The organism is Streptomyces sp. CB01201 (assembly GCF_002803085.1).
Classification (GTDB): Bacteria; Actinomycetota; Actinomycetes; order Streptomycetales; family Streptomycetaceae; genus Streptomyces; species Streptomyces hundungensis.
On sequence record NZ_NNBJ01000004.1, the window covers coordinates 185,686 to 204,383 of the forward strand.

The window sequence follows — 18,698 nt, forward strand, 5'->3', positions numbered from 1 at the left end:
CCCGGGTCAGCCGCGCGTCGGCAGCTCGAACCAGACGACCTTGCCGCCGGAGAGCCGGGTCGCGCCCCAGCGCCGGGCGAGACGGTTGACGAGGAAGAGGCCGCGCCCGCCCTCGTCGGTCTCGCGGGCCCGGCGCTGGCGCGGGAGTTGCGGCGAGTCGTCGCCGACCTCGCAGCGCAGTACGTCGGTCTTGAGCAGCCGCAGCGTGACCGGCCGCTCGGCATAGCGCACGGCGTTGGTGACCACCTCGCTGACCAGGAGCTCCACCGAGTCGGTCAGCTCCTCAAGGCCCCAGCGCTCAAGGGCCCTGCGGGCCAGGCGCCGGGCCCGGCCGGGGGCGGTCTCCTCCGGGTCGAGGAACCAGTACGCCACATCGCTCGGCGCGATCCCGTCGAAGCGGGCGGCGAGCAGCGCGATGTCGTCGTCGCGGTCGCCGGGGCCGAGCATGTCGAGCACGTCGTCGCAGAGCGCTTCGAGCGGCGGCGAGTGGTCGGGGCCGGTCAACTGGGCGGTGGCGGCGAGCCGTTCCCGCAGCTGCTCGATGCCGGTCCACACATCGCGCAGCCGGGACTCGACCAGGCCGTCGGTGTACAGGAGCAGCGTGGCACCCGCCGGGGCGTCCAGCTCGACCGCCTCGAAGTCGACCCCGCCGACCCCGATCGGGGCGCCCGGCGGCACCCGCAGGACCTCGGCGCGGCCGCCGAGATGCAGCAGGACCGGCGGCGGGTGGCCGGCGTTGGCGATGGTGATGCGGTGCGCGACCGGGTCGTACACCGCGTACAGGCAGGTCGCCATGCGGTCGGTGCCGAGCCGTTGGGCCTGCTCGTCGAGATGGTGCAGCACCTCGGCGGGCGGCAGGTCGAGACCCGCCAACGTCTGTGCCGTGGTGCGGAGTTGGCCCATGATCGCGGCGGAGGTCATGGAGTGGCCCATGACGTCGCCGACGACCAGGGCGACCCGGCTGCCGGGCAGCGGGATCGCGTCGTACCAGTCCCCGCCGACCCGGGCGGTCTCGGCCGCCGGCAGATAGCGCGAGGCGAGCCGGACCCCGGTGGGCTGGGGCAGGCTGTCGGGCAGCATGGTGCGCTGGAGCTCGTCGGCGATGTACGCCTCGCGTCCGTACAGGACGGCCTTGTCGATGCCCAGCGCGGTGTGGGTCGCCAACTGGGCTGCTACCAAGAGGTCGTTGGCCTCGAAGGCGGGCCGCTCGGGGCCGCGGACGAAGACGGCCGCGCCGATCACCCGCCGCCGGCCGCGCAGCGGGGCGAGTATCGCCCGTCGGCCGCCGGGCACCGTACGGTCGGGGCCGAGCAGTTCGGCCAGGGCCGCGCGGGCGGCGGGGGACTCCGCGAAGACCGGGCGCACCCCGCGCAGGACCTCGTTCAGCTCGCCGCCGGTGCGCACCTCGCACAGCTCGGAGGCGGGGGTGAGGTCGGGTCCTGACCCGCCGAGCACGGTGAGGCCCTCGGCCTCCGCGCTCTCGCTCAGCGCCTCGTCGACTAAACGCAGCCGGTCGGTGCGGCGCAGGCGCAGCACGAAGGGGGTGGCCGGGCGCTCGTCGCCGACCGGCAGCGGGTCGCGCAGATGGACCAGGATGGCGTCGGAGAACGTGGGCACGGTGGCCCGGCACAGGCCGAGCACGATCTCGTCGAGGTCTATGCCGCGGGCGATCCGGCGGGTCGCGGCGCCCACGAAGCGCAGCCGGTCGCCCTCGCGCCGGGCCACCGCGGCGGCGCCCTCGCCCGGCTCCGGGGCGGTCGGGCCGCTCTCGTCGCCCGCGCCCACCGAGGGCACGGCGGCCGCGGCCGCGCTGTCACGGCCCGCCCGCTCCGGCTGGCCGGGCACGGACGCGGTCACGCCGCCGCTCCGGTCGACGCGGGCGCCCAGCGGGGCGCGCCGGGACGGGCCGCCCGGTTCCGGCACGGCCGGCGTATCGGCATGGGGCCTCCCCTGCTCCTCAAGAGCGTGCGGAAGGGTCTGCTCCGAGGGCCGGGCGCGTTCCTCGTGCCGGCTCTCGTGCGAGGTGGGCTGGGGCTCCGTCACGCGTCGGGTTCCGTCCGTCCGGGATGAGGCGTCCACCCTGCCGCGAGCGGCGGCAGTGGCGGCGACAGGGTAAGCATGCGTGATGCCGTCGCTTCACGCGGTATACCCTCCCCCAACTTCTTGAGGTGCGGGGGCGGCCCCGTCCGGGCGGCGGCGACACCGGGCATGCTCCACCCCCCTGTGGTGACATACGGTCAATTCTCGCACCGGATCCGCCGATCGGCCCCTGTGGCCCCTGCGCGGCCCTGCGGAGGACGATCCTACGTTTGCACCCCGGGGGCGTATCAAGGGTCTCACGACGTCATGTGCGCCGGGGTGCGATCCCAGTCCGCCGGGAGTGCGGGAACGGGCCAGCGCGGGTCCGGCCGCCATGCCTCCCAGCCGTCCGAGAACGGCCGCCCCCACGCCGTGATCACCTCGACCGCGGCGTGCCCGGCCGCCCGCACCCGCGCCGCCTGCTCGCCGTCCATCAGGCCCACTCGCTGGGCCTGGGCGAACTCGTCCTCGTCCAGCCAGCGCCAACTGCGGTCCGGGGCAACGGAGATGTCGAGGAAGTGGTCCGTGGAGTCGATGCCGCCCGACCAGCGTGCGCGCGGCTCCTCCAGGTTCACGTACCAGTTCTTGAAACGCCAGCCCCGTTCCCAGAAAAGCCACACCGACCAGGGCTCACCGGGGCGCGCCAGCTTGAGCACACCGCTGCCGAACCACCGCGAGCGCTCCGTGGTGCGCGGGGCGGTGTACCGGGTGGCCAGCGGTTCCTGGTACAGGGGACGGCCGTCGGTGAGTACCGGGCGTACGCACTCGGTGCGCGGCGCCATCCACACGGCGAGCATGTCATCGGTGTCCTCGACGACGGTCACCGGCCGACAGATGTGGACCGGCGCCCTGCCGCCGCTCCCCAGGCCCGGGGCATGATCGTGATAGCGCCAGAGGATCTGGTCCCCCGGCGCCCAGTGTGGGGTGCCGACGCCTGTACCTGTCATGTGCAGATATTACGGAGTCCGGGCCCGGCCACGCTGCGATTCGGATCACCCGGTGGTCAGGGGCGGGTCATCCCGAGGACGTCGAGGGCCGCGTCGAGCTGCTCCACCGTCAGGTCGCCGCGCTCCACGTACCCCGATTCGAGGACCACCTCGCGGATGGTCTTCCGCTCGGCGAGGGACTTCTTGGCGACCTTGGCGGCCTCCTCGTACCCGATGTACTTGTTGAGCGGGGTGACCACCGAAGGAGAGGACTCGGCGTACTCGCGGGCCCGTTCCACGTTCGCGGTGATGCCGTCGACGGTCCGGTCGGCCAGCAGCCGGGAGACGTTGGTGAGCAGCCGGATCGACTCCAGGAGGTTCTTGGCGATCACCGGCAGCATCACATTGAGCTCGAAGTTGCCCGCCGCGCCGGCCGTCGCCACCGTCGCGTCGTTGCCGATCACCTGGGCCGCGACCATGAGAACGGCCTCCGGAATGACCGGATTGACCTTCCCGGGCATGATCGACGAGCCCGGCTGGAGGTCGGGAAGACTGATCTCGGCCAATCCTGTGCGCGGGCCCGAGGCCATCCAGCGCAGGTCGTTGGAGATCTTGGTGAGCGACACCGCGATGGTGCGCAGCTGCCCGCTCGCCTCCACCAGGCCGTCGCGCGCGCCCTGCGCCTCGAAGTGGTCCCGGGCCTCGGTGAGCGGCAGCCCGGTGACCCGTGCGACCTCGGCGATCACGGCCGCCGAGAAGCCGTGCGGGGTGTTGATGCCGGTGCCCACCGCCGTGCCGCCCAGGGGGAGTTCGGCCAGGCGGGGCAGCGAGGAGCGCAGCCGTTCGATGCCGTAACGGACCTGCGCCGCATAGCCGCCGAACTCCTGGCCGAGGGTGACCGGGGTCGCGTCCATCAGGTGCGTACGCCCCGACTTGACCACGTCCGCGAACTCGGCCGACTTGCGCTCAAGGGCCGTCGCCAGATGGTCCAGGGCCGGGATCAGATCGCCCGTGACGGCGGCCGTCGCGGCGATGTGGATGGAGGAGGGGAAGACGTCGTTGGACGACTGCGAGGCGTTCACATGGTCGTTGGGGTGGACGTCGCGGCCGAGCCTGTCGGTGGCGAGCGTCGCCACGACCTCGTTCATGTTCATGTTCGACGAGGTGCCGGAACCGGTCTGGAAGACATCGACCGGAAAGTGCTCGTCCCAGCGGCCCTCGGCGACCTCGCCGGCCGCCTCCCGGACGGCGGCGGCGATGTCCTTGTCGAGCACCCCCAGCTCGGCGTTCACCTTGGCGGCGGCCGCCTTGACGCGGGCCAGCGCCTCGATGTGGGCGCGCTCCAGGCGCTGCCCGGAGACGGGGAAGTTCTCCACCGCCCGCTGTGTCTGCGCGCGCCACTTGGCGTGCGCGGGCACCCGTACCTCGCCCATCGAGTCGTGCTCGATCCGGTACTCGCTGTCGTTCATCGCGGAACCTCCTGAAAAAGATGAGCAGTTGTCTTGTTCTACCTATTCCCAACACGCCTTACCGGCCAGTAAATACCGGTGGGCTGCATTTTCCCGGGGGACGGCCCTCGTCCCTCCGGGAACCACCAGGGAGGCGTAATGAGGCGCACCAGACACAGACTTCGCTGTACGTTCGCGGCGGCCGTGGCCGCCGCGGCGGCGTTCGGGGGCATGGCGGCCGGCGCGACCGGCGCCCAGGCCGCGTCCGCCCCGTCCGTCCAGTCCACCCCGCTGCCACCCGACCTGGAGAAGATCCGGGCGGCGGAGGCCACCCAGCTCTACGGCGATCCGGCCGAGCGGCCGCCGGCGGACCGCAAGACCGGCCTGATCTCGCTCGGCGACAGCGAGATCTCGGGCGAGGGCGTCGGCACCTACGAGGCCGGCACCAACGGCCCCGACAACTGGTGCCACCGCTCGCCCGACTCCGCGATCCACCGCACCGGCATCCCGGCCGACGAGACGTACAACGTCGCCTGCTCGGGCGCCTACACCGGCAACATCAGGATCGGCGGGACCAAGCAGTACGCCGACGAACTCGTGCAGAGCGACAGCCTCGCCATCAAGGCGCGCAACACCCGCATCAAGATGGTCCTCCTGGTCGCCGGGGCCAACGACGACCTCCAGTTCGGCCCGGTCATGACCGACTGCGTGGAGCGCTACCTGCTGCTCCAGGGCCCGTGCCAGTCCAAGTACGAGCCCGGCTGGCAGGCCCGTGTCGACGCGCTCGTGCCCAAAGTCGAGCAGACCGTGAGCGACCTCAAGTCCGTGATGCGCGACGCCGGTTACGCCGACGGCTCGTACAAGCTGGTCGTGATGGGCTACCCGAGCCCGATCGGCCCCGACTTCCACGACAACCCCGGCTTCCCCGGCAAGCTCGCCTGCGGCGGCCTCGGCTACGACTCCGACACGGTGTGGGGCCGCAACACCGCGGTGCCCGCCTTCGAGGTCGGCATGCGCAAGGTGGCCGAGGACACCGGCGTGACCTACCTCGACAACTCAAGGCTCTTCAACGGCCACGAGGTGTGCATGGAGGACACCTGGGCCCGCGGTCTCTACATCGACGTCTCCAAGCCCGGGCTGCCGGACTCCAACTCGGTCCGCCAGTCCTTCCACCCCAACTACCGGGGCCACGGCGCCTTCGCCTCCTGCCTCACCCAGCTCTACAACTCCGGTGTCCAGGAAGGCAGTTGCGCGGACCCGGCCTCGACCGGCACGCCGACGCTCTACCCGCTGGCCTGGGACGACGCCTACCGGCCCCTGAAGAACGAGGCGACCGGCACCTGCCTCGACGTCACCGCCTCCGCCAGTGCCAACGGCACGGCCGTCATCGGCTGGGACTGCCACGGCGGACGCAACCAGGGCTGGTGGTACGACAGCGACCGCAAGTCGGTGCACACCCAGCTCACCCAGGACCGCTGCCTGGACGTGCCGGGCGCCAACTACACGGCCGGCGCCAAGCTGATCATCTGGAACTGCTCGGGCGCCGCCAACCAGGAGTGGGTGCGCCAGTCCGGCGGCCTGCGCCCGGCGGCCGCGACCGGTCTGTGCGCCACGCTCGGCGCCGCCAAGGACCCGCTCACCCTGCGGCCCTGCGACGGCACCGCGAGCCAGCGCTTCGCCTGACCCGTCCGGCATCCGGCCCCGTCACGGACAGCCGTCCGTCGCGGGGCCGAGGTGTGCCACCTCGATGGCGGACGGGGAGAGCGCCGACGAGACCCGTACCCGGGCCCCGGAGTCGAGCGGGGTGCGCGCCCGCGCCGCGTACTTGAGCGGCCGGCCGTGCACACAGAAGACGACCTCGCCGTAGCCGCCCCGGGGGATCGGGGTGACCACCCGCCCGGCCGCGCCGACCATCGCGGCAGCCGTCGGCGAGGACTTCGCGCGGCGCCGGAGCAGGCTCCGGTCGAGACCCGCCAGTAAGCCGCCGGGTCCGGTGAACCACCCCAACTGCGCCACCCCTCCCGGTGGTTGAACCTCCCCGGCCGATGCGGCGGCCGGGGAGATTGTGGACACATGCCAGGATAGGTGGCCAATTCGGCTGGCCCTTAGGGCCTTTGGACCCTATTCGGGTCCCGTGGTGCTTCGCGGCGGATCAGGCCTGTCCCGCGCCCCGCACGGGGATGTTCAGGAACGTGGGCGGCTCGGCGGGAGCCTGGAAGAAGTCGTTGCCCTTGTCGTCGACGACGACGAACGCCGGGAAGTCCTCGACCTCGATCTTCCACACCGCCTCCATGCCGAGCTCCTCGTACTCGACGACCTCGACCTTCTTGATGCAGTCCTGGGCGAGCCGGGCGGCCGGGCCGCCGATCGAGCCGAGGTAGAACCCGCCGTGCGTGCCGCAGGCGTCGGTGACCTGCTTGCTGCGGTTGCCCTTGGCCAGCATCACCCTGGAGCCGCCGGCCGCCTGGAACTGCTCGACGTAGGAGTCCATCCGGCCGGCCGTGGTCGGGCCGAACGAGCCGGACGCGTAGCCCTCGGGCGTCTTGGCCGGGCCCGCGTAGTACACCGGGTGGTCCTTCAGGTACTGCGGCATCTCCTCGCCCGCGTCGAGCCGCTCCTTGATCTTGGCGTGCGCGATGTCACGGGCCACCACCAGCGGGCCGGTCAGCGAGAGGCGGGTCTTGACCGGGTACTTGGTGAGCTCGGCCAGGATCGCGTCCATCGGCTGGTTGAGGTCGATGCGTACGACGTCGTCCTCGCCGGCCGAGAGGTGCTCATCGGTGGTCTCCGGCAGGAAGCGCGCCGGGTCGGTCTCCAGCTGCTCCAGGAAGACGCCCTCGGCGGTGATCTTCGCGACGGCCTGGCGGTCGGCCGAGCAGGACACGGCGATCGCGACCGGCAGCGAGGCGCCGTGCCGGGGCAGGCGCACCACGCGCACGTCGTGGCAGAAGTACTTGCCGCCGAACTGCGCGCCGATGCCGATCTTCTGGGTCAGCTCGAAGACCTTCTTCTCCAGCTCCTCGTCCCGGAAGCCGTGGCCCAACTCCGAGCCCTCGGAGGGCAGTTCGTCCAGGTAGTGCGCGGAGGCGTACTTCGCGGTCTTGAGCGCGAACTCGGCGCTGGTGCCGCCCACCACGATCGCCAGGTGGTACGGCGGGCACGCGGCGGTGCCGAGCGAGCGGATCTTCTCCTCCAGGAACTTCATCATGGAGGACTCGTTCAGGACGGCCTTCGTCTCCTGGTAGAGGAACGACTTGTTGGCCGAGCCGCCGCCCTTGGCCATGAAGAGGAACTTGTAGGCGCCCCCGTCGGTCGCGTACAGCTCGATCTGCGCGGGCAGGTTCGAGCCGGTGTTCTTCTCGTCCCACATGGTGAGGGGGGCCATCTGCGAGTAGCGCAGGTTCAGCTGCGTGTACGCGTCGTAGATGCCGCGCGACAGGGCTTCCTCGTCGCCGCCCTCGGTCAGCACGTTCTGGCCGCGCTTGCCCATCACGATCGCGGTGCCGGTGTCCTGGCACATCGGCAGCACGCCGGCGGCCGCGATGTTCGCGTTCTTCAGCAGGTCGAGCGCGACGAACTTGTCGTTGCCCGAGGCCTCCGGGTCGTCGACGATCTTGCGCAGCTGCGCCAGGTGGGCCGGGCGGAGGTAGTGCTGGATGTCGTGGATCGCCTCGGCGGCCAGCTTCCGCAGCGCCTCCGGCTCGACCTTGAGGAACGTACGCCCGTCGGCTTCGAAGGTGGTGACACCCTCGGCGGTCACCAGGCGGTAGGGCGTGGTGTCCTCTCCCAGGGGGAGAAGGTCGGAGTACTGAAACTCTGGCATTGCGGCCATTCCTCACTCGGCAGACAGCTGCTGTACCTCCATTGGCACGGCATCCACCAGCGTATGCCGCCGCCTCGGCGCCGCTCCTGTGAGGTAAGGCTCAGTTGCCGCCGGCCGAGCCCGGCGGCTCCCGCGACTAGTCGCGATCTATCGCGTTTGGGTACGCTGCTCCCGTGGACCTCGAAAAGCACGCCAAGGCGGATCCCGCGGCCCCCGCGAAGGCCGACCTCACCAAGCATGCCGAGCCCCCGGCGCTGCGGGCCTCCGACGCCGACCGGGACCGGATCGCCGACATCCTGCGCGACGCCCTGGCCGAGGGCCGGCTCGACGCCACCGAGCACTCCGAGCGCATCGACGCGGTCTACCGGGCCAAGACCCTCGGTGAACTGGAGCCCCTGGTCCAGGACTTGCCCGCGAGCGGCGCCCGCTCACGGCCGGCGGCCGCGCCCCGGCCGTACGAGGTGGCGGAGACCGGGGCGCCGGCCGACGCCGAGAACATGATCGCGATCTTCTCCGCCACCACCCGCAAGGGCCGCTGGCGGGTGGGGCGGCGCACGAACGCCTTCTCGCTGTTCGGCAGCGTGGAGATCGACCTCACCGAGGCGCTGTTCGAGCAGCGTCTGACCGTCATCAACGCGACCGCGATTTTCGGCAATGTGGAGGTCCGGGTCCCGGAGAACCTGAGCCTGCGCGGCAGTGGCACCGGAATCTTCGGCAACTTCGAGGTCGACACCCTCGAAGCCGATGATCCGGAGGCTCCGGTGGTCGTCGTCAATGGATACTCCGTCTTCGGCAACATCGAAGCCAAGCCGAAGCGGGGCAAGCTCATCGCGGACCTGCACCAGAGGCTGCGCAAGCGGCTCGAATCCTGAGGTCCGAAACCGGGCGCCACGACGCCGGGTTCAGGCCACCGGGCGGCCGAGCATGCTTCCGCACTACGGAACTCAGTGCATAGGCGTGCGCACAGCGGGTAGGGACTGTCGCATCGTCGCTCGCTCGCGAAGCCGTCGTCAGGAGTAGACCGTGCTGCATCCGCCGCATCATTCCTTGCAGGTCGCCGCCGTTCCGCCGCAGCGTGGTCCAGCTCGGGAGGACCAGGCGGGTCCGTGGCACGCGGAAGCGGTCTGCCGCCGGGACGAGGCGGGTCTCTTCTTCGCCCCCTCCAAGGAACCGACGGCCGCCCGGCTCTCCCGCGAGGAGGCCGCCAAGCGCGTGTGCGCCCGCTGTCCGGTGATGGTGGAGTGCCGCGAGCACGCCCTGCTGATGCCCGAGCCGTACGGGGTGTGGGGCGGCCTGACCGCCGCCGAGCGCCGTGTGGTGATCGCCCGCCGCAGGCGGCGCGAGGTCGAGCTGAAGAAGGCCGCGTCCGCCGCGTAGCCCTGCGTACGTGAAGGGGTGCCCCCGCCGCACAACGGGGACGCCCCTTCACATACGTACGGGCAGCAGTGCTGAACTGCCTTGATTCCAGGGTTGCTTGCGGGGTTACTTGGCCCGGTCGAAGTCGATCGCGCTGTAGGCGCGCAGCTTGGACAGGCGGTGCGTGGAGTCGATCTGGCGGATCGTGCCCGACTTCGAGCGCATCACGAGCGACTGGGTGGTCGCGGTCTCCGCGCGGTAGCGCACCCCGCGAAGGAGCTCGCCGTCGGTGATGCCGGTGGCGACGAAGAACACGTTGTCGCCGCTGACCAGGTCGTTCGTGGAGAGCGTACGGTCCAGGTCGTGCCCGGCGTCGATCGCCCGCTGACGCTCGGCCTCGTCCTTGGGCCACAGCTTGCCCTGGATCACCCCGCCCAGGCACTTGATCGCGCAGGCCGAGATGATGCCCTCCGGGGTGCCGCCGATGCCCATGAGCAGGTCGACGCCGGTGCCCTCGCGCACGGCCATGATCGAACCGGCGACGTCGCCGTCCGAGATGAACTTGATGCGCGCGCCGGTCTCCCGGATCTCCTTGACGATGCCCTCGTGGCGCGGGCGGTCGAGGATGACCACGGTGACGTCCTCGGGCGAGGAGTGCTTGGCCTTGGCGACGCGGCGGATGTTCACCGACACCGGGGCGTTGATGTCGACGAAGTCGGCCGCCTCGGGGCCGGTCACCAGCTTGTCCATGTAGAACACGGCGGACGGGTCGAACATGGTGCCGCGGTCGGCGGCGGCGAGCACGGCGATCGCGTTCGGCATGCCCTTGGCGTTCAGGGTGGTGCCGTCGATGGGGTCGACGGCGATGTCGACCTCCGGCCCGGTGCCGTCGCCGATGCGCTCCCCGTTGTAGAGCATGGGGGCTTCGTCCTTCTCGCCCTCGCCGATGACGACGACGCCGTTCATCGAGACGGTGGAGACGAGGGTCCGCATGGCGTTGACCGCGGCGCCGTCCGCGCCGATCTTGTCCCCGCGGCCGACCCAGCGGCCGGCGGCCATGGCGGCGGCCTCGGTGACCCGGACGAGCTCAAGGGCCAGGTTGCGGTCGGGAGCCTCGGGGGAGACCGTGAGTTCGGACGGCAGATGATGCTCGGTCATCGGAGCGCACCTTTCTGTACGGCGACGGCCGCAGGATAAGAGGGTGCTAGGACTCTATCCGCACGTCGACAAATTGAGCAGAGGGGTCCACGTATGAGCGGCGACATGACCTGAGAACATGGGGTCGTGGCAGGAACGCGCAGCAGCAAGCAGACAGTCCGGAACATGCTGCAGTCGTTGGCGGTGATCGGCATCGCGGCGGCTGTGATCTATGTGTTCATCCCGCACGACGACTCGGCCGCGCCGCCGCTCAAGGCGGTCAACTACAAGGTCGAGCTCTCGACCGTGCGGCGGGCCGCCCCGTACCCGGTGGCGGCTCCCGTCGGCCTGCCCGACCAGGACAAGTGGAAGGCGACGTCCGTCTCGTACGACGGTGCCAAGAACAACGCCTGGCATCTGGGCTTCCTCGACCCGCAGAACCAGTACGTCGCCGTCGAGCAGTCGACCGCGCCGCTGGACAAGTTCGTCGCCGAGGTCAGCCGGAGCGCGACGAAGACCGAGAAGTCGCAGCAGATCGCCGGCGCGACCTGGACGTACTGGGACGGCCCCAAGTACGACGCCCTCGTCCGCCAGGACCAGGGCCACACCACGGTGGTCACGGGCACGGCGCCGTACGACCAGCTGGTGACGATGGCGGGGGCCCTGGAGTCGAAGCGGACGGCGGACTGACGTCCCGCTGGTCCTGTACCGGTCCCGTACGCATACGAGGAGGGCCGCCGCACCGGAATGGTGCGGCGGCCCTCCTCGTATCGAGCGTGCGCTCAGCCGCTGTGAGCGGTGACGGCTCAGACGGTCGTGACGACGTCGTCGTACGCCAGGCGCGGGCTGCGCGGACTGTGTCCTTCCGGGGGCAACCCCCGGACCCCCGGCCGTGGGGGCTGTGGTCAGACGGTCGTGACGACGTCGTCGTACGCCAGGCGCGGGCTGCGCGGGAACCAGGCGTCCTCGCCCGGCTTGCCGATGTTGACGACCATCAGCGGGGTGTGGTCGTCGTCCAGGAACTCCTTCTGCACACCGGCGGGGTCGAACCCGGTCATCGGGCCGGCGGCCAGACCGGCGGCACGGACGCCGACGATGAAGTAGGCGGCCTGGAGCGCGGAGTTGAGCAGCGCGGCGCTCTCGCGGACCGGGCGCTCCGAGAAGAAGGCGTCCTTGGCGGCCGGGAAGTGCGGGAAGAGGGCCGGGAGCTCCTCGTGGAACTCGTTGTCGGCGGAGAGGATCGCGACCAGCGGGGCGGTGGCGGTCTTCGGGCGGTTGCCCTCGGCCATCAGCTGCACGAGGCGCTCGCGGGCCTCGGGGGAGCGGACCAGGGTGACGCGCAGCGGCGACTGGTTGAACGCGGTCGGACCGTACTTGACCAGGTCGTAGATCGCCTGAACCTGCTCGTCGGTCACCGGCTCGTCGGTGAACGTGTTGGCGGTGCGGGCCTCACGGAAGAGGAGGTCCTGGGCGGCGGGGTCAAGGGCGAGGGACATCTTTGAGCTACCTTCCGGGCTGCTGATCAAGCGATGTCTCCGACACTACGGCAGGTTTAGGTTAACTTTCAACTAAAACCGGGCTTGCGTGATCAGGTTCACAGGAGTGAGGTGGGGGGGCTTCAGGCGAGGTGCCGACGCCGTTCGCACCCTGTGGGCCGTGCGGGGCTGATCGCGCAGTTCCCCGCGCCCCTTGGCGGCACCGGTGCGGGGCATCTTCAGCCCGTCATGGGGGTCCCCCTGGCCCTGGCCCTTAAGGCCTTGGGGGAGTTTGAGGACGAGCGCCCTTAAGGCGCGGACGGGGTCCGGGGCGGAGCTTCGGCGCCCCTGGGCTCCCGACGTCCCAGCGGCCCCGCGCCGAAAGCGAGAGCGTCAGCTCTCCTCGGCCGGCTCCGCCAGCGCCGCGTCGAGGCGGGCCCGGGCCCCCTCAAGCCAGCGCCGGCACACCTTGGCCAGCTCCTCCCCCCGCTCCCAGAGCGCGAGGGACTCCTCCAGCGTCGTACCCCCCGCTTCGAGCCGCCGTACGACATCGATCAGCTCGTCCCGCGCCTGCTCGTACCCCAGTGCCGCATCACCCGATGCGACCTCGTCCGTCTTGGCCATGCGATCCACCCTATGTCCGCGGTACGACAGTGACGTGCAGCTCGCCCTCGGCGACCCGGGCGCGCAGATCCTCCCCGGGCGCGACCTCGTCGGGGGAGCGGACCACCTCGCCGCCGGCCCGCTGGAGCACCGCGTACCCCCGCTCCAGCGTGGCCGCCGGGGAGAGCGCCACCACCCGGGCGCGGGTGTGCGAAAGCTCCGAGTCGGCCCGGTCGAGCAGGTGGCCGAGGACCCGGCGCGAGCGGTGGAGCAACGCGTCCACCTCGTCGGCCCGGTCGTCCAGCATGCGGTGCGGCCGTTCCATCCAGGGCCGGGCGAGCATCCCCGCCAGACCCCGCTCCTCGCGGTCCACCAGGCCCACGACATGGCGCCGCGCCCGGTCGCGCAGCAGCCGGACCCGGTCCAGCTCCTCGCCGACGTCCGGCACGACCTTCTTCGCCGCGTCCGTCGGCGTGGACGCGCGCAGGTCCGCGACCAGGTCGAGCAGCGGCGCGTCCGGCTCGTGGCCGATCGCCGACACCACGGGCGTACGGCACCGGGCCACCGCCCGCACCAGCTCCTCGTCCGAGAACGGGAGCAGGTCCTCCACGCTGCCGCCGCCCCGGGCCACGATGATCACGTCGACGTCCGGCTGCTCGTCCAGCTCCTTGACCGCCTGGACGACCTGTGGCACCGCGTGCACCCCCTGCACCGCCACGTTGCGCACCTCGAAGCGCACGGCCGGCCAGCGCCGCCGGGCGTTCTCCAGGACGTCCCGCTCGGCCGCCGAGGCCCGCCCGACCACGAGCCCCACGAGCTGCGGCAGGAAAGGGAGTTGACGCTTGCGGTCCAGGGCGAACAGGCCCTCCGCGGCCAGCGTCCGCTTCAACTGCTCCAGTCTGGCGAGCAGTTCACCGATGCCGACCGGCTTTATCTCCACCGCGCGCAGCGAGAGCTGGCCGCGCGGCGCGTACCACTCGGGTTTCGCGTGCACCACGACGCGCGCGCCCTCGGACACGACATCGGCCACCGCGTCGAACACCTGGCGGTAGCAGGTGACGCCCACCGAGATGTCGTGCGACGGGTCGCGCAGCGTCAGGAACACCACGCCCGCACCGGGCCGCCGCGAGAGCTGGGTGATCTGTCCCTCCACCCAGACCGCGCCGAGGCGGTTGATCCACCCCCCGATGAGGCGCGACACCTCGCCGACGGGGAGCGGCGCGTCCGCACTCGTATTCAGAGCCATGTACGCAGGCTAGCCCGAGCCACTGACAGTCCCGCTTGCGCCCACGCACGCGGGACTAGCCCGCGCCACCCGCGGTTCCGCCCGGCGACGGGGGCCGCGGGCCCGGACCGCCGTGGCCGCCCCGCCGGCCCCACTGCGTCGCCAGGACCACCAGGCCCACCGCGAGCCAACCGAGGCCGACCAGCTGGGCCGTGGTCGTCGCCTCCCAGACCACGGCGACGATGACGGCCGCGCCGAGCACCGGAACCACCACATGGCTCAGCCAGTTGGGGGCGCCCTCCATGCGGCGCACCGCGTACCAGACCACCACCGAGACGTGCAGCAGGAAGAACGCGGTCAGCGCGCCCATGTCGACCACCGAGACGAGGTGGTCCATGCCGTCGTCGCGCCGGGCCGCCCACACCGCGGCGACCAGCGTCACCACCGCGGCGAGCAGCAGAGCCGCGCGCGGCACCCCCGACGTGGTCCGGGACAGCACGTGCGGAAGGCGCCGCTCGCGCGCCATCGCGAAGACGAGCCGGCCCGCCGCCGCCTGCCCGGCGAGCGCCGCGAAGGCCGCTCCGATCGCCTTGCTGACCGCCACCAGGGTGTGCAGCCAGCCGCCGACCGAGCTCTCGACGGTGTCGTAGAACGCCGAGCCCTGCTTCACCGGGTCGGCCGCCAGCTCGGCGGACGACATCGGTTCGAGCAGGGCCGCCAGATAGGACTGCGCGACGAACAGGATCCCGGCCAGGACCAGGCAGAACAGGACCGCGCGCGCCACCTTCGCCGAGCCGCCCGTCACCTCCTCGGCGAACGTGGCGATCGCGTCGAAGCCCAGATAGGAAAGGACCGCGACCGACACCGCGCCGAGCACCGCGCCGAGGGTGAATCCGGCGTCCCCGGTCAGCGGCGAGAGCCAGCCGCGCTGGGCGCCGTCCCGTACGAGCACGACCACCGCGGACACGACGAAGACCAGCAGCACCACGATCTCCATCGCGAGCACCGCGAAGCCCACCCGGGCCGCGGCCCGTACGCCCCACAGGTTCAGGAAGGTGGTGATCACCACGGCGATCGCCGTCCACACCCAGCGCGAGACCGAGGGGACCAGGGAGTTCATCGCGATGCCGGAGAAGAGGTAGGCGACCGCCGGGATGAGCAGATAGTCGAGCATGGCCATCCACCCGGCGATGAACCCCGGCCCCTCGCCGAGCGCCTTGCGCGCGTACGCGAACACCGACCCGGCCAGCGGGACGACCCGCACCATCTGCGCGTAACTGAACGCGGTGAACCCCATGGCGACCGTGGCCACCAGGTAGACGAGCGCGACGGCGCCGTGCGACTTGGCGTCCAGCGTGCCGAAGATGCCGACCGGGGCCATGGGCGCGATGAAGAGCAGCCCGTACACGACCAGGTCCCGGAATCCGAGACTCCGCCGCAGTTCCCCGGCCCCCTCGGCCACCTCGCCCGGTCCCGCCCCCTCGGGGTCGCGGGGCCTGCCGGAATCCTCGTGCTCCTCGCGTACGCCGCTCATGCGCCCAGTCTCACCGGCTCCGCGATCTTTGGCCCGCCGGGGGCGCCGGTCGGGGGCGGGGGCGTAGGGCGGGGGCGTGGGGCGGGCGCGGGGATTGCCCGCGCCGGTCGGGCGGGCCCGGGGGGTCACCCGAGCCGGTCGGGCGGTCGGCCGGAGGGCCGAGTTCCAGGCGCGGCATGGGTCCGGCCGGGCTGTCGGCGTCAGCCCCTACCATGGACGGCATGACTGCTACTGCTGCCCGCCGGGTCCTGCTCGCCGCTCCCCGTGGCTACTGCGCGGGCGTGGACCGTGCCGTGATCGCCGTGGAGAAGGCCCTGGAGCAGTACGGGGCGCCCATCTACGTCCGGCACGAGATCGTCCACAACAAGTACGTCGTGCAGACCCTGGAGAAGAAGGGCGCGATCTTCGTCGAGCAGACGGCCGAGGTGCCCGAGGGCTCCATCGTGATGTTCTCCGCGCACGGCGTGGCCCCGACCGTCCACGCCGAGGCCGCCGAGCGCAAGCTGGCCACCATCGACGCGACGTGCCCGCTGGTCACCAAGGTCCACAAGGAGGCCGTGCGGTACGCGAAGGAGGACTACGACATCCTCCTGATCGGCCACGAGGGCCACGAGGAGGTCATCGGCACCTCCGGCGAGGCCCCCGAGCACATCACCCTGGTCGACGGCCCGGACGACGTGGCCAACGTCGAGGTGCGCGACGAGTCGAAGGTCGTCTGGCTGTCCCAGACCACGCTCTCCGTGGACGAGACGATGGAGACGGTCGGCGCGCTCAAGAACAAGTTCCCCAACCTCCTCTCGCCCCCCAGCGACGACATCTGCTACGCCACGCAGAACCGCCAGGTGGCCGTGAAGAAGCTCGCCGAGGACGCCCAGCTGGTCATCGTCGTCGGCTCCAAGAACTCCTCGAACTCGATCCGCATGGTCGAGGTCGCCCTCGACGCGGGCGCCCCCGCCGCCCACCTGGTGGACTTCGCCGACGAGATCGACGAGGCCTGGCTGGAGGGCGTCAGCACGGTCGGCCTGACCTCCGGCGCCTCCGTGCCGGACGTCCTGGTCGACGGCGTCCTGGAATGGCTGGCCCAGCGCGGCTACGGCGACGTCGAGACGGTCAAGACGGCGGACGAGTCGATCACCTTCTCGCTGCCCAAGGAACTCCGCCGCGACCTGCGCGCCGAGGCCGCCGAACTCTCCGGCGAGTAGGCCGAACCGTCCGTCGACGGCGCCGAACGCTCCGCGGACCGGGCCGGACTCTCCGGCGAGAAGCGCCGTCCATCGCGTCGGGCCGGGCGTCCGCCCGTAACGTGGATCTCATGAGCGCCATGAGGAACGTGTTCGGAGTGGACGTCGGCGGAACCGGCATCAAGGGTGCCCCCGTCGACCTCGAAAGGGGCGACCTGGCGCAGGAGCGCCACAAGGTGCTGACCCCGCAGCCCGCCACCCCCGAGGCGGTGGCGGACCGCGTGGCGGAGGTCGTCGGCCATTTCGGCTGGTCGGGGCCGGTCGGCATCACCTTCCCGGGAGTGGTCACCGCGAACACGGTCCGCACCGCGGCCAATGTCGCCAAGGACTGGGTGGGCGTGGACGCGGCCCGGCTGCTCGGTGACCGCCTGGGGAACGACATGCCGGTGACCGTCCTGAACGACGCGGACGCGGCGGGCGTCGCCGAGATGCGCTTCGGCGCGGGCAAGGGCCGCAAGGGGACGGTGATCCTGCTGACCTTCGGTACGGGCATCGGCAGCGCGCTCTTCATCGACGGCAACCTCGTGCCCAACACCGAGCTCGGCCATCTGGAGCTGCACGGCCACGATGCGGAGAAGCACGCCTCGACCAAGGCCAAGGAGGACGAGGACCTGAGCTGGCCGCACTGGGCGCGCCGGGTCCAGAAGTACCTCGCCCACGTGGAGATGCTGTTCTCGCCCGAGCTGTTCATCATCGGCGGCGGAGTCAGCCGCAAGGCCGACAAGTTCCTGCCCCTGATCGAGGGCATCGAGGCGGAGATCGTCCCGGCCCAGTTGCAGAACAACGCGGGGATCGTGGGGGCGGCGATGGTGGCGGCCGGGCGGTAGGCCCGGCGGGCTGTCCGGGCTGTCCGTGCCCTGCCGTCCGTGCTGTACGCGCCCTGTGGTCCGTGCTGGTCGGGCGCGCGGTGCCGGGCCCGGATCATCCCGGCCCGGCCGCCTCGCCCGGCGGGGTCAGGTCACCCCGAAGGGCAGCACTCGCTCTCGGAGGGGCTCAGCGCCGGGCGCCGGCCTTGCCCGGACCGCCGGCCTTGGCACCTGGGCCCCCGGCCTTGGCGGCACCGCCCGCCTTGGCACCCGGACCCCCGGCCTTGCCGGCGCTCCCGGGGCTCCCGGCCTTCACCGGGCCGCGCCGACGCCCCATGAGCCGTACCTTCCGTACGGTCGCGATGACTCCGGCGACCAGCGTTCCCGCGTACAGCCAGCCCGCGTGCAGGGCGAGCGCGGTCACCACGGCCATCGCCTGGCCGCCGAAGCCGCCGGTGCCGCCCGCGACCGGGACGATCCCCACCGCGAAGGCGATGGGCACGCAGATCGGGGCCGTCACCAGGTCGGCGGGCCGCACCCAGAGCGCGGTCACCGCACAGACGGGCAGGAACAGCACCCCGTACACCGTCGGTGAACCGTCGAAGAGCAGCCAGTCCAGGGTGCCGAGCGCGAACATCAGGGCCGCGGCGAAGAGGCCGCCGCCGAGCCCGGTGAGCCGGGGGGACGGCAGTCTGCGCAGCGCGAGGACGATGGGCGGCACCCGCCGGGTGCGGCCGGCCGCCCGGTAGACGGCGGCGCTCTCACCGGTCACCGCCGCGCCCGCGGGCACGCCGAGTGGCGCCCGGGAGGGCCCCGGCGCCGAGGTCCGTGCTCGCTGTCCGTTCTGCGGGGTGCGCGTCCTAGATTGCTCCACCGCACCAACGTAGGTCGCCACAGGGGCGCAACCATCCATTGGACACGCCCTTTGAGTGAGCTTGCCCGTGCGTTCGACGGTCCGGGCCCGTCACGTCCGGTTTGGCGCGCCCGTAAACTGGTGGGCGGTCCGCTCTCCGGACCGTCCACCGCCCTCGTACCGGGAAGTCGC

The 18,698-nt window shown here is 71.6% G+C and carries 17 protein-coding genes; 6 read left to right on the forward strand and 11 right to left on the reverse strand.

The features are described 5' to 3' along the window. Positions 1 to 6 precede the first annotated feature (6 nt). The 3 genes from CG740_RS11025 to CG740_RS11035 all read right to left on the reverse strand — a co-directional run bounded on the left by CG740_RS11025 (position 7) and on the right by CG740_RS11035 (position 4,474). Positions 7 to 2,043, reverse strand: a complete 2,037-nt coding sequence (locus CG740_RS11025) for an ATP-binding SpoIIE family protein phosphatase (RefSeq protein WP_100574866.1) — start codon at positions 2,041 to 2,043, stop codon at positions 7 to 9. A 293-nt stretch (positions 2,044 to 2,336) separates the two neighbouring features. Next, on the reverse strand, positions 2,337 to 3,026 hold the full coding sequence (fomD, locus tag CG740_RS11030) for a cytidylyl-2-hydroxypropylphosphonate hydrolase (protein ID WP_100574867.1): 690 nt from the start codon (positions 3,024 to 3,026) through the stop codon (positions 2,337 to 2,339). Positions 3,027 to 3,082: 56 nt separating this feature from the next. Beyond that, the gene (locus CG740_RS11035) at positions 3,083 to 4,474 is read right to left on the reverse strand and encodes a class II fumarate hydratase (RefSeq protein ID WP_100574868.1); all 1,392 of its coding nucleotides are present in this window, start codon (positions 4,472 to 4,474) and stop codon (positions 3,083 to 3,085) included. Between the two features lie 138 nt (positions 4,475 to 4,612). Between CG740_RS11035 and CG740_RS11040 the strand changes: the two genes are divergently transcribed. Continuing rightward, on the forward strand, positions 4,613 to 6,136 hold the full coding sequence (locus CG740_RS11040; RefSeq protein WP_100574869.1) for a ricin-type beta-trefoil lectin domain protein: 1,524 nt from the start codon (positions 4,613 to 4,615) through the stop codon (positions 6,134 to 6,136). A gap of 21 nt (positions 6,137 to 6,157) precedes the next feature. Here the strand turns inward: CG740_RS11040 and CG740_RS11045 are convergent, their stop codons facing one another. Both CG740_RS11045 and CG740_RS11050 read right to left on the reverse strand, forming a co-directional pair. After that, positions 6,158 to 6,526 carry a hypothetical protein gene (locus CG740_RS11045; protein ID WP_199846406.1) on the reverse strand — a complete coding sequence of 123 codons (369 nt, stop codon included), beginning with the start codon at positions 6,524 to 6,526 and terminating at the stop codon, positions 6,158 to 6,160. A 79-nt stretch (positions 6,527 to 6,605) separates the two neighbouring features. After that, entirely contained in the window at positions 6,606 to 8,276 is a 1,671-nt protein-coding gene (locus CG740_RS11050; protein ID WP_199846407.1) for a fumarate hydratase, read from the reverse strand. Between the two features lie 173 nt (positions 8,277 to 8,449). Between CG740_RS11050 and CG740_RS11055 the strand changes: the two genes are divergently transcribed. Continuing rightward, positions 8,450 to 9,148 carry a DUF1707 SHOCT-like domain-containing protein gene (locus CG740_RS11055; RefSeq protein ID WP_100574872.1) on the forward strand — a complete coding sequence of 233 codons (699 nt, stop codon included), beginning with the start codon at positions 8,450 to 8,452 and terminating at the stop codon, positions 9,146 to 9,148. Positions 9,149 to 9,299: 151 nt separating this feature from the next. After that, positions 9,300 to 9,653 carry a WhiB family transcriptional regulator gene (locus tag CG740_RS11060; protein ID WP_053726269.1) on the forward strand — a complete coding sequence of 118 codons (354 nt, stop codon included), beginning with the start codon at positions 9,300 to 9,302 and terminating at the stop codon, positions 9,651 to 9,653. 105 nt (positions 9,654 to 9,758) lie between these two features. On the opposite strand, the gene glpX is transcribed toward CG740_RS11060, so the two are convergent. Beyond that, entirely contained in the window at positions 9,759 to 10,790 is a 1,032-nt protein-coding gene (gene glpX / locus CG740_RS11065) for a class II fructose-bisphosphatase (protein ID WP_100574873.1), read from the reverse strand. A gap of 126 nt (positions 10,791 to 10,916) precedes the next feature. Between glpX and CG740_RS11070 the strand changes: the two genes are divergently transcribed. After that, positions 10,917 to 11,459 (forward strand): DUF4245 domain-containing protein, encoded by a 543-nt coding sequence (locus CG740_RS11070; RefSeq protein ID WP_267895399.1) that lies wholly within the window; start codon positions 10,917 to 10,919, stop codon positions 11,457 to 11,459. 215 nt (positions 11,460 to 11,674) lie between these two features. On the opposite strand, the gene CG740_RS11075 is transcribed toward CG740_RS11070, so the two are convergent. The 4 genes from CG740_RS11075 to CG740_RS11095 form a co-directional block, all read right to left on the reverse strand. Further along, positions 11,675 to 12,265 carry a malonic semialdehyde reductase gene (locus tag CG740_RS11075; RefSeq protein WP_100574875.1) on the reverse strand — a complete coding sequence of 197 codons (591 nt, stop codon included), beginning with the start codon at positions 12,263 to 12,265 and terminating at the stop codon, positions 11,675 to 11,677. Positions 12,266 to 12,637: 372 nt separating this feature from the next. Continuing rightward, positions 12,638 to 12,868 carry an exodeoxyribonuclease VII small subunit gene (locus tag CG740_RS11085; RefSeq protein WP_100575082.1) on the reverse strand — a complete coding sequence of 77 codons (231 nt, stop codon included), beginning with the start codon at positions 12,866 to 12,868 and terminating at the stop codon, positions 12,638 to 12,640. A gap of 10 nt (positions 12,869 to 12,878) precedes the next feature. Continuing rightward, on the reverse strand, positions 12,879 to 14,093 hold the full coding sequence (gene xseA, locus CG740_RS11090; protein WP_100574877.1) for an exodeoxyribonuclease VII large subunit: 1,215 nt from the start codon (positions 14,091 to 14,093) through the stop codon (positions 12,879 to 12,881). Positions 14,094 to 14,148: 55 nt separating this feature from the next. Next, positions 14,149 to 15,606 (reverse strand): APC family permease, encoded by a 1,458-nt coding sequence (locus CG740_RS11095; protein WP_100574878.1) that lies wholly within the window; start codon positions 15,604 to 15,606, stop codon positions 14,149 to 14,151. Positions 15,607 to 15,818: 212 nt separating this feature from the next. Between CG740_RS11095 and CG740_RS11100 the strand changes: the two genes are divergently transcribed. Further along, positions 15,819 to 16,808 carry a 4-hydroxy-3-methylbut-2-enyl diphosphate reductase gene (locus tag CG740_RS11100; protein WP_199846408.1) on the forward strand — a complete coding sequence of 330 codons (990 nt, stop codon included), beginning with the start codon at positions 15,819 to 15,821 and terminating at the stop codon, positions 16,806 to 16,808. Positions 16,809 to 16,918: 110 nt separating this feature from the next. After that, positions 16,919 to 17,674, forward strand: a complete 756-nt coding sequence (gene ppgK / locus CG740_RS11105; RefSeq protein ID WP_100574880.1) for a polyphosphate--glucose phosphotransferase — start codon at positions 16,919 to 16,921, stop codon at positions 17,672 to 17,674. A 166-nt stretch (positions 17,675 to 17,840) separates the two neighbouring features. Here the strand turns inward: ppgK and CG740_RS11110 are convergent, their stop codons facing one another. Continuing rightward, positions 17,841 to 18,425, reverse strand: coding sequence for a DUF6542 domain-containing protein (locus CG740_RS11110; RefSeq protein ID WP_376216083.1), 585 nt, complete (start codon positions 18,423 to 18,425; stop codon positions 17,841 to 17,843). Between the last annotated feature and the right edge of the window lie 273 nt (positions 18,426 to 18,698).

Bases quoted from the DNA above. Each gene is read 5' to 3' on its own strand.
- fomD (WP_100574867.1), bottom strand. From the start codon at position 3,026: ATGACAGGTACAGGCGTCGGCACCCCACACTGGGCGCCGGGGGACCAG.
- CG740_RS11035 (WP_100574868.1), bottom strand. From the start codon at position 4,474: ATGAACGACAGCGAGTACCGGATCGAGCACGACTCGATGGGCGAGGTA.
- CG740_RS11040 (WP_100574869.1), top strand. From the start codon at position 4,613: ATGAGGCGCACCAGACACAGACTTCGCTGTACGTTCGCGGCGGCCGTG.
- CG740_RS11050 (WP_199846407.1), bottom strand. From the start codon at position 8,276: ATGCCAGAGTTTCAGTACTCCGACCTTCTCCCCCTGGGAGAGGACACC.
- glpX (WP_100574873.1), bottom strand. From the start codon at position 10,790: ATGACCGAGCATCATCTGCCGTCCGAACTCACGGTCTCCCCCGAGGCT.
- CG740_RS11075 (WP_100574875.1), bottom strand. From the start codon at position 12,265: ATGTCCCTCGCCCTTGACCCCGCCGCCCAGGACCTCCTCTTCCGTGAG.
- CG740_RS11085 (WP_100575082.1), bottom strand. From the start codon at position 12,868: ATGGCCAAGACGGACGAGGTCGCATCGGGTGATGCGGCACTGGGGTAC.
- xseA (WP_100574877.1), bottom strand. From the start codon at position 14,093: ATGGCTCTGAATACGAGTGCGGACGCGCCGCTCCCCGTCGGCGAGGTG.
- CG740_RS11095 (WP_100574878.1), bottom strand. From the start codon at position 15,606: ATGAGCGGCGTACGCGAGGAGCACGAGGATTCCGGCAGGCCCCGCGAC.
- CG740_RS11100 (WP_199846408.1), top strand. From the start codon at position 15,819: ATGGACGGCATGACTGCTACTGCTGCCCGCCGGGTCCTGCTCGCCGCT.
- ppgK (WP_100574880.1), top strand. From the start codon at position 16,919: ATGAGCGCCATGAGGAACGTGTTCGGAGTGGACGTCGGCGGAACCGGC.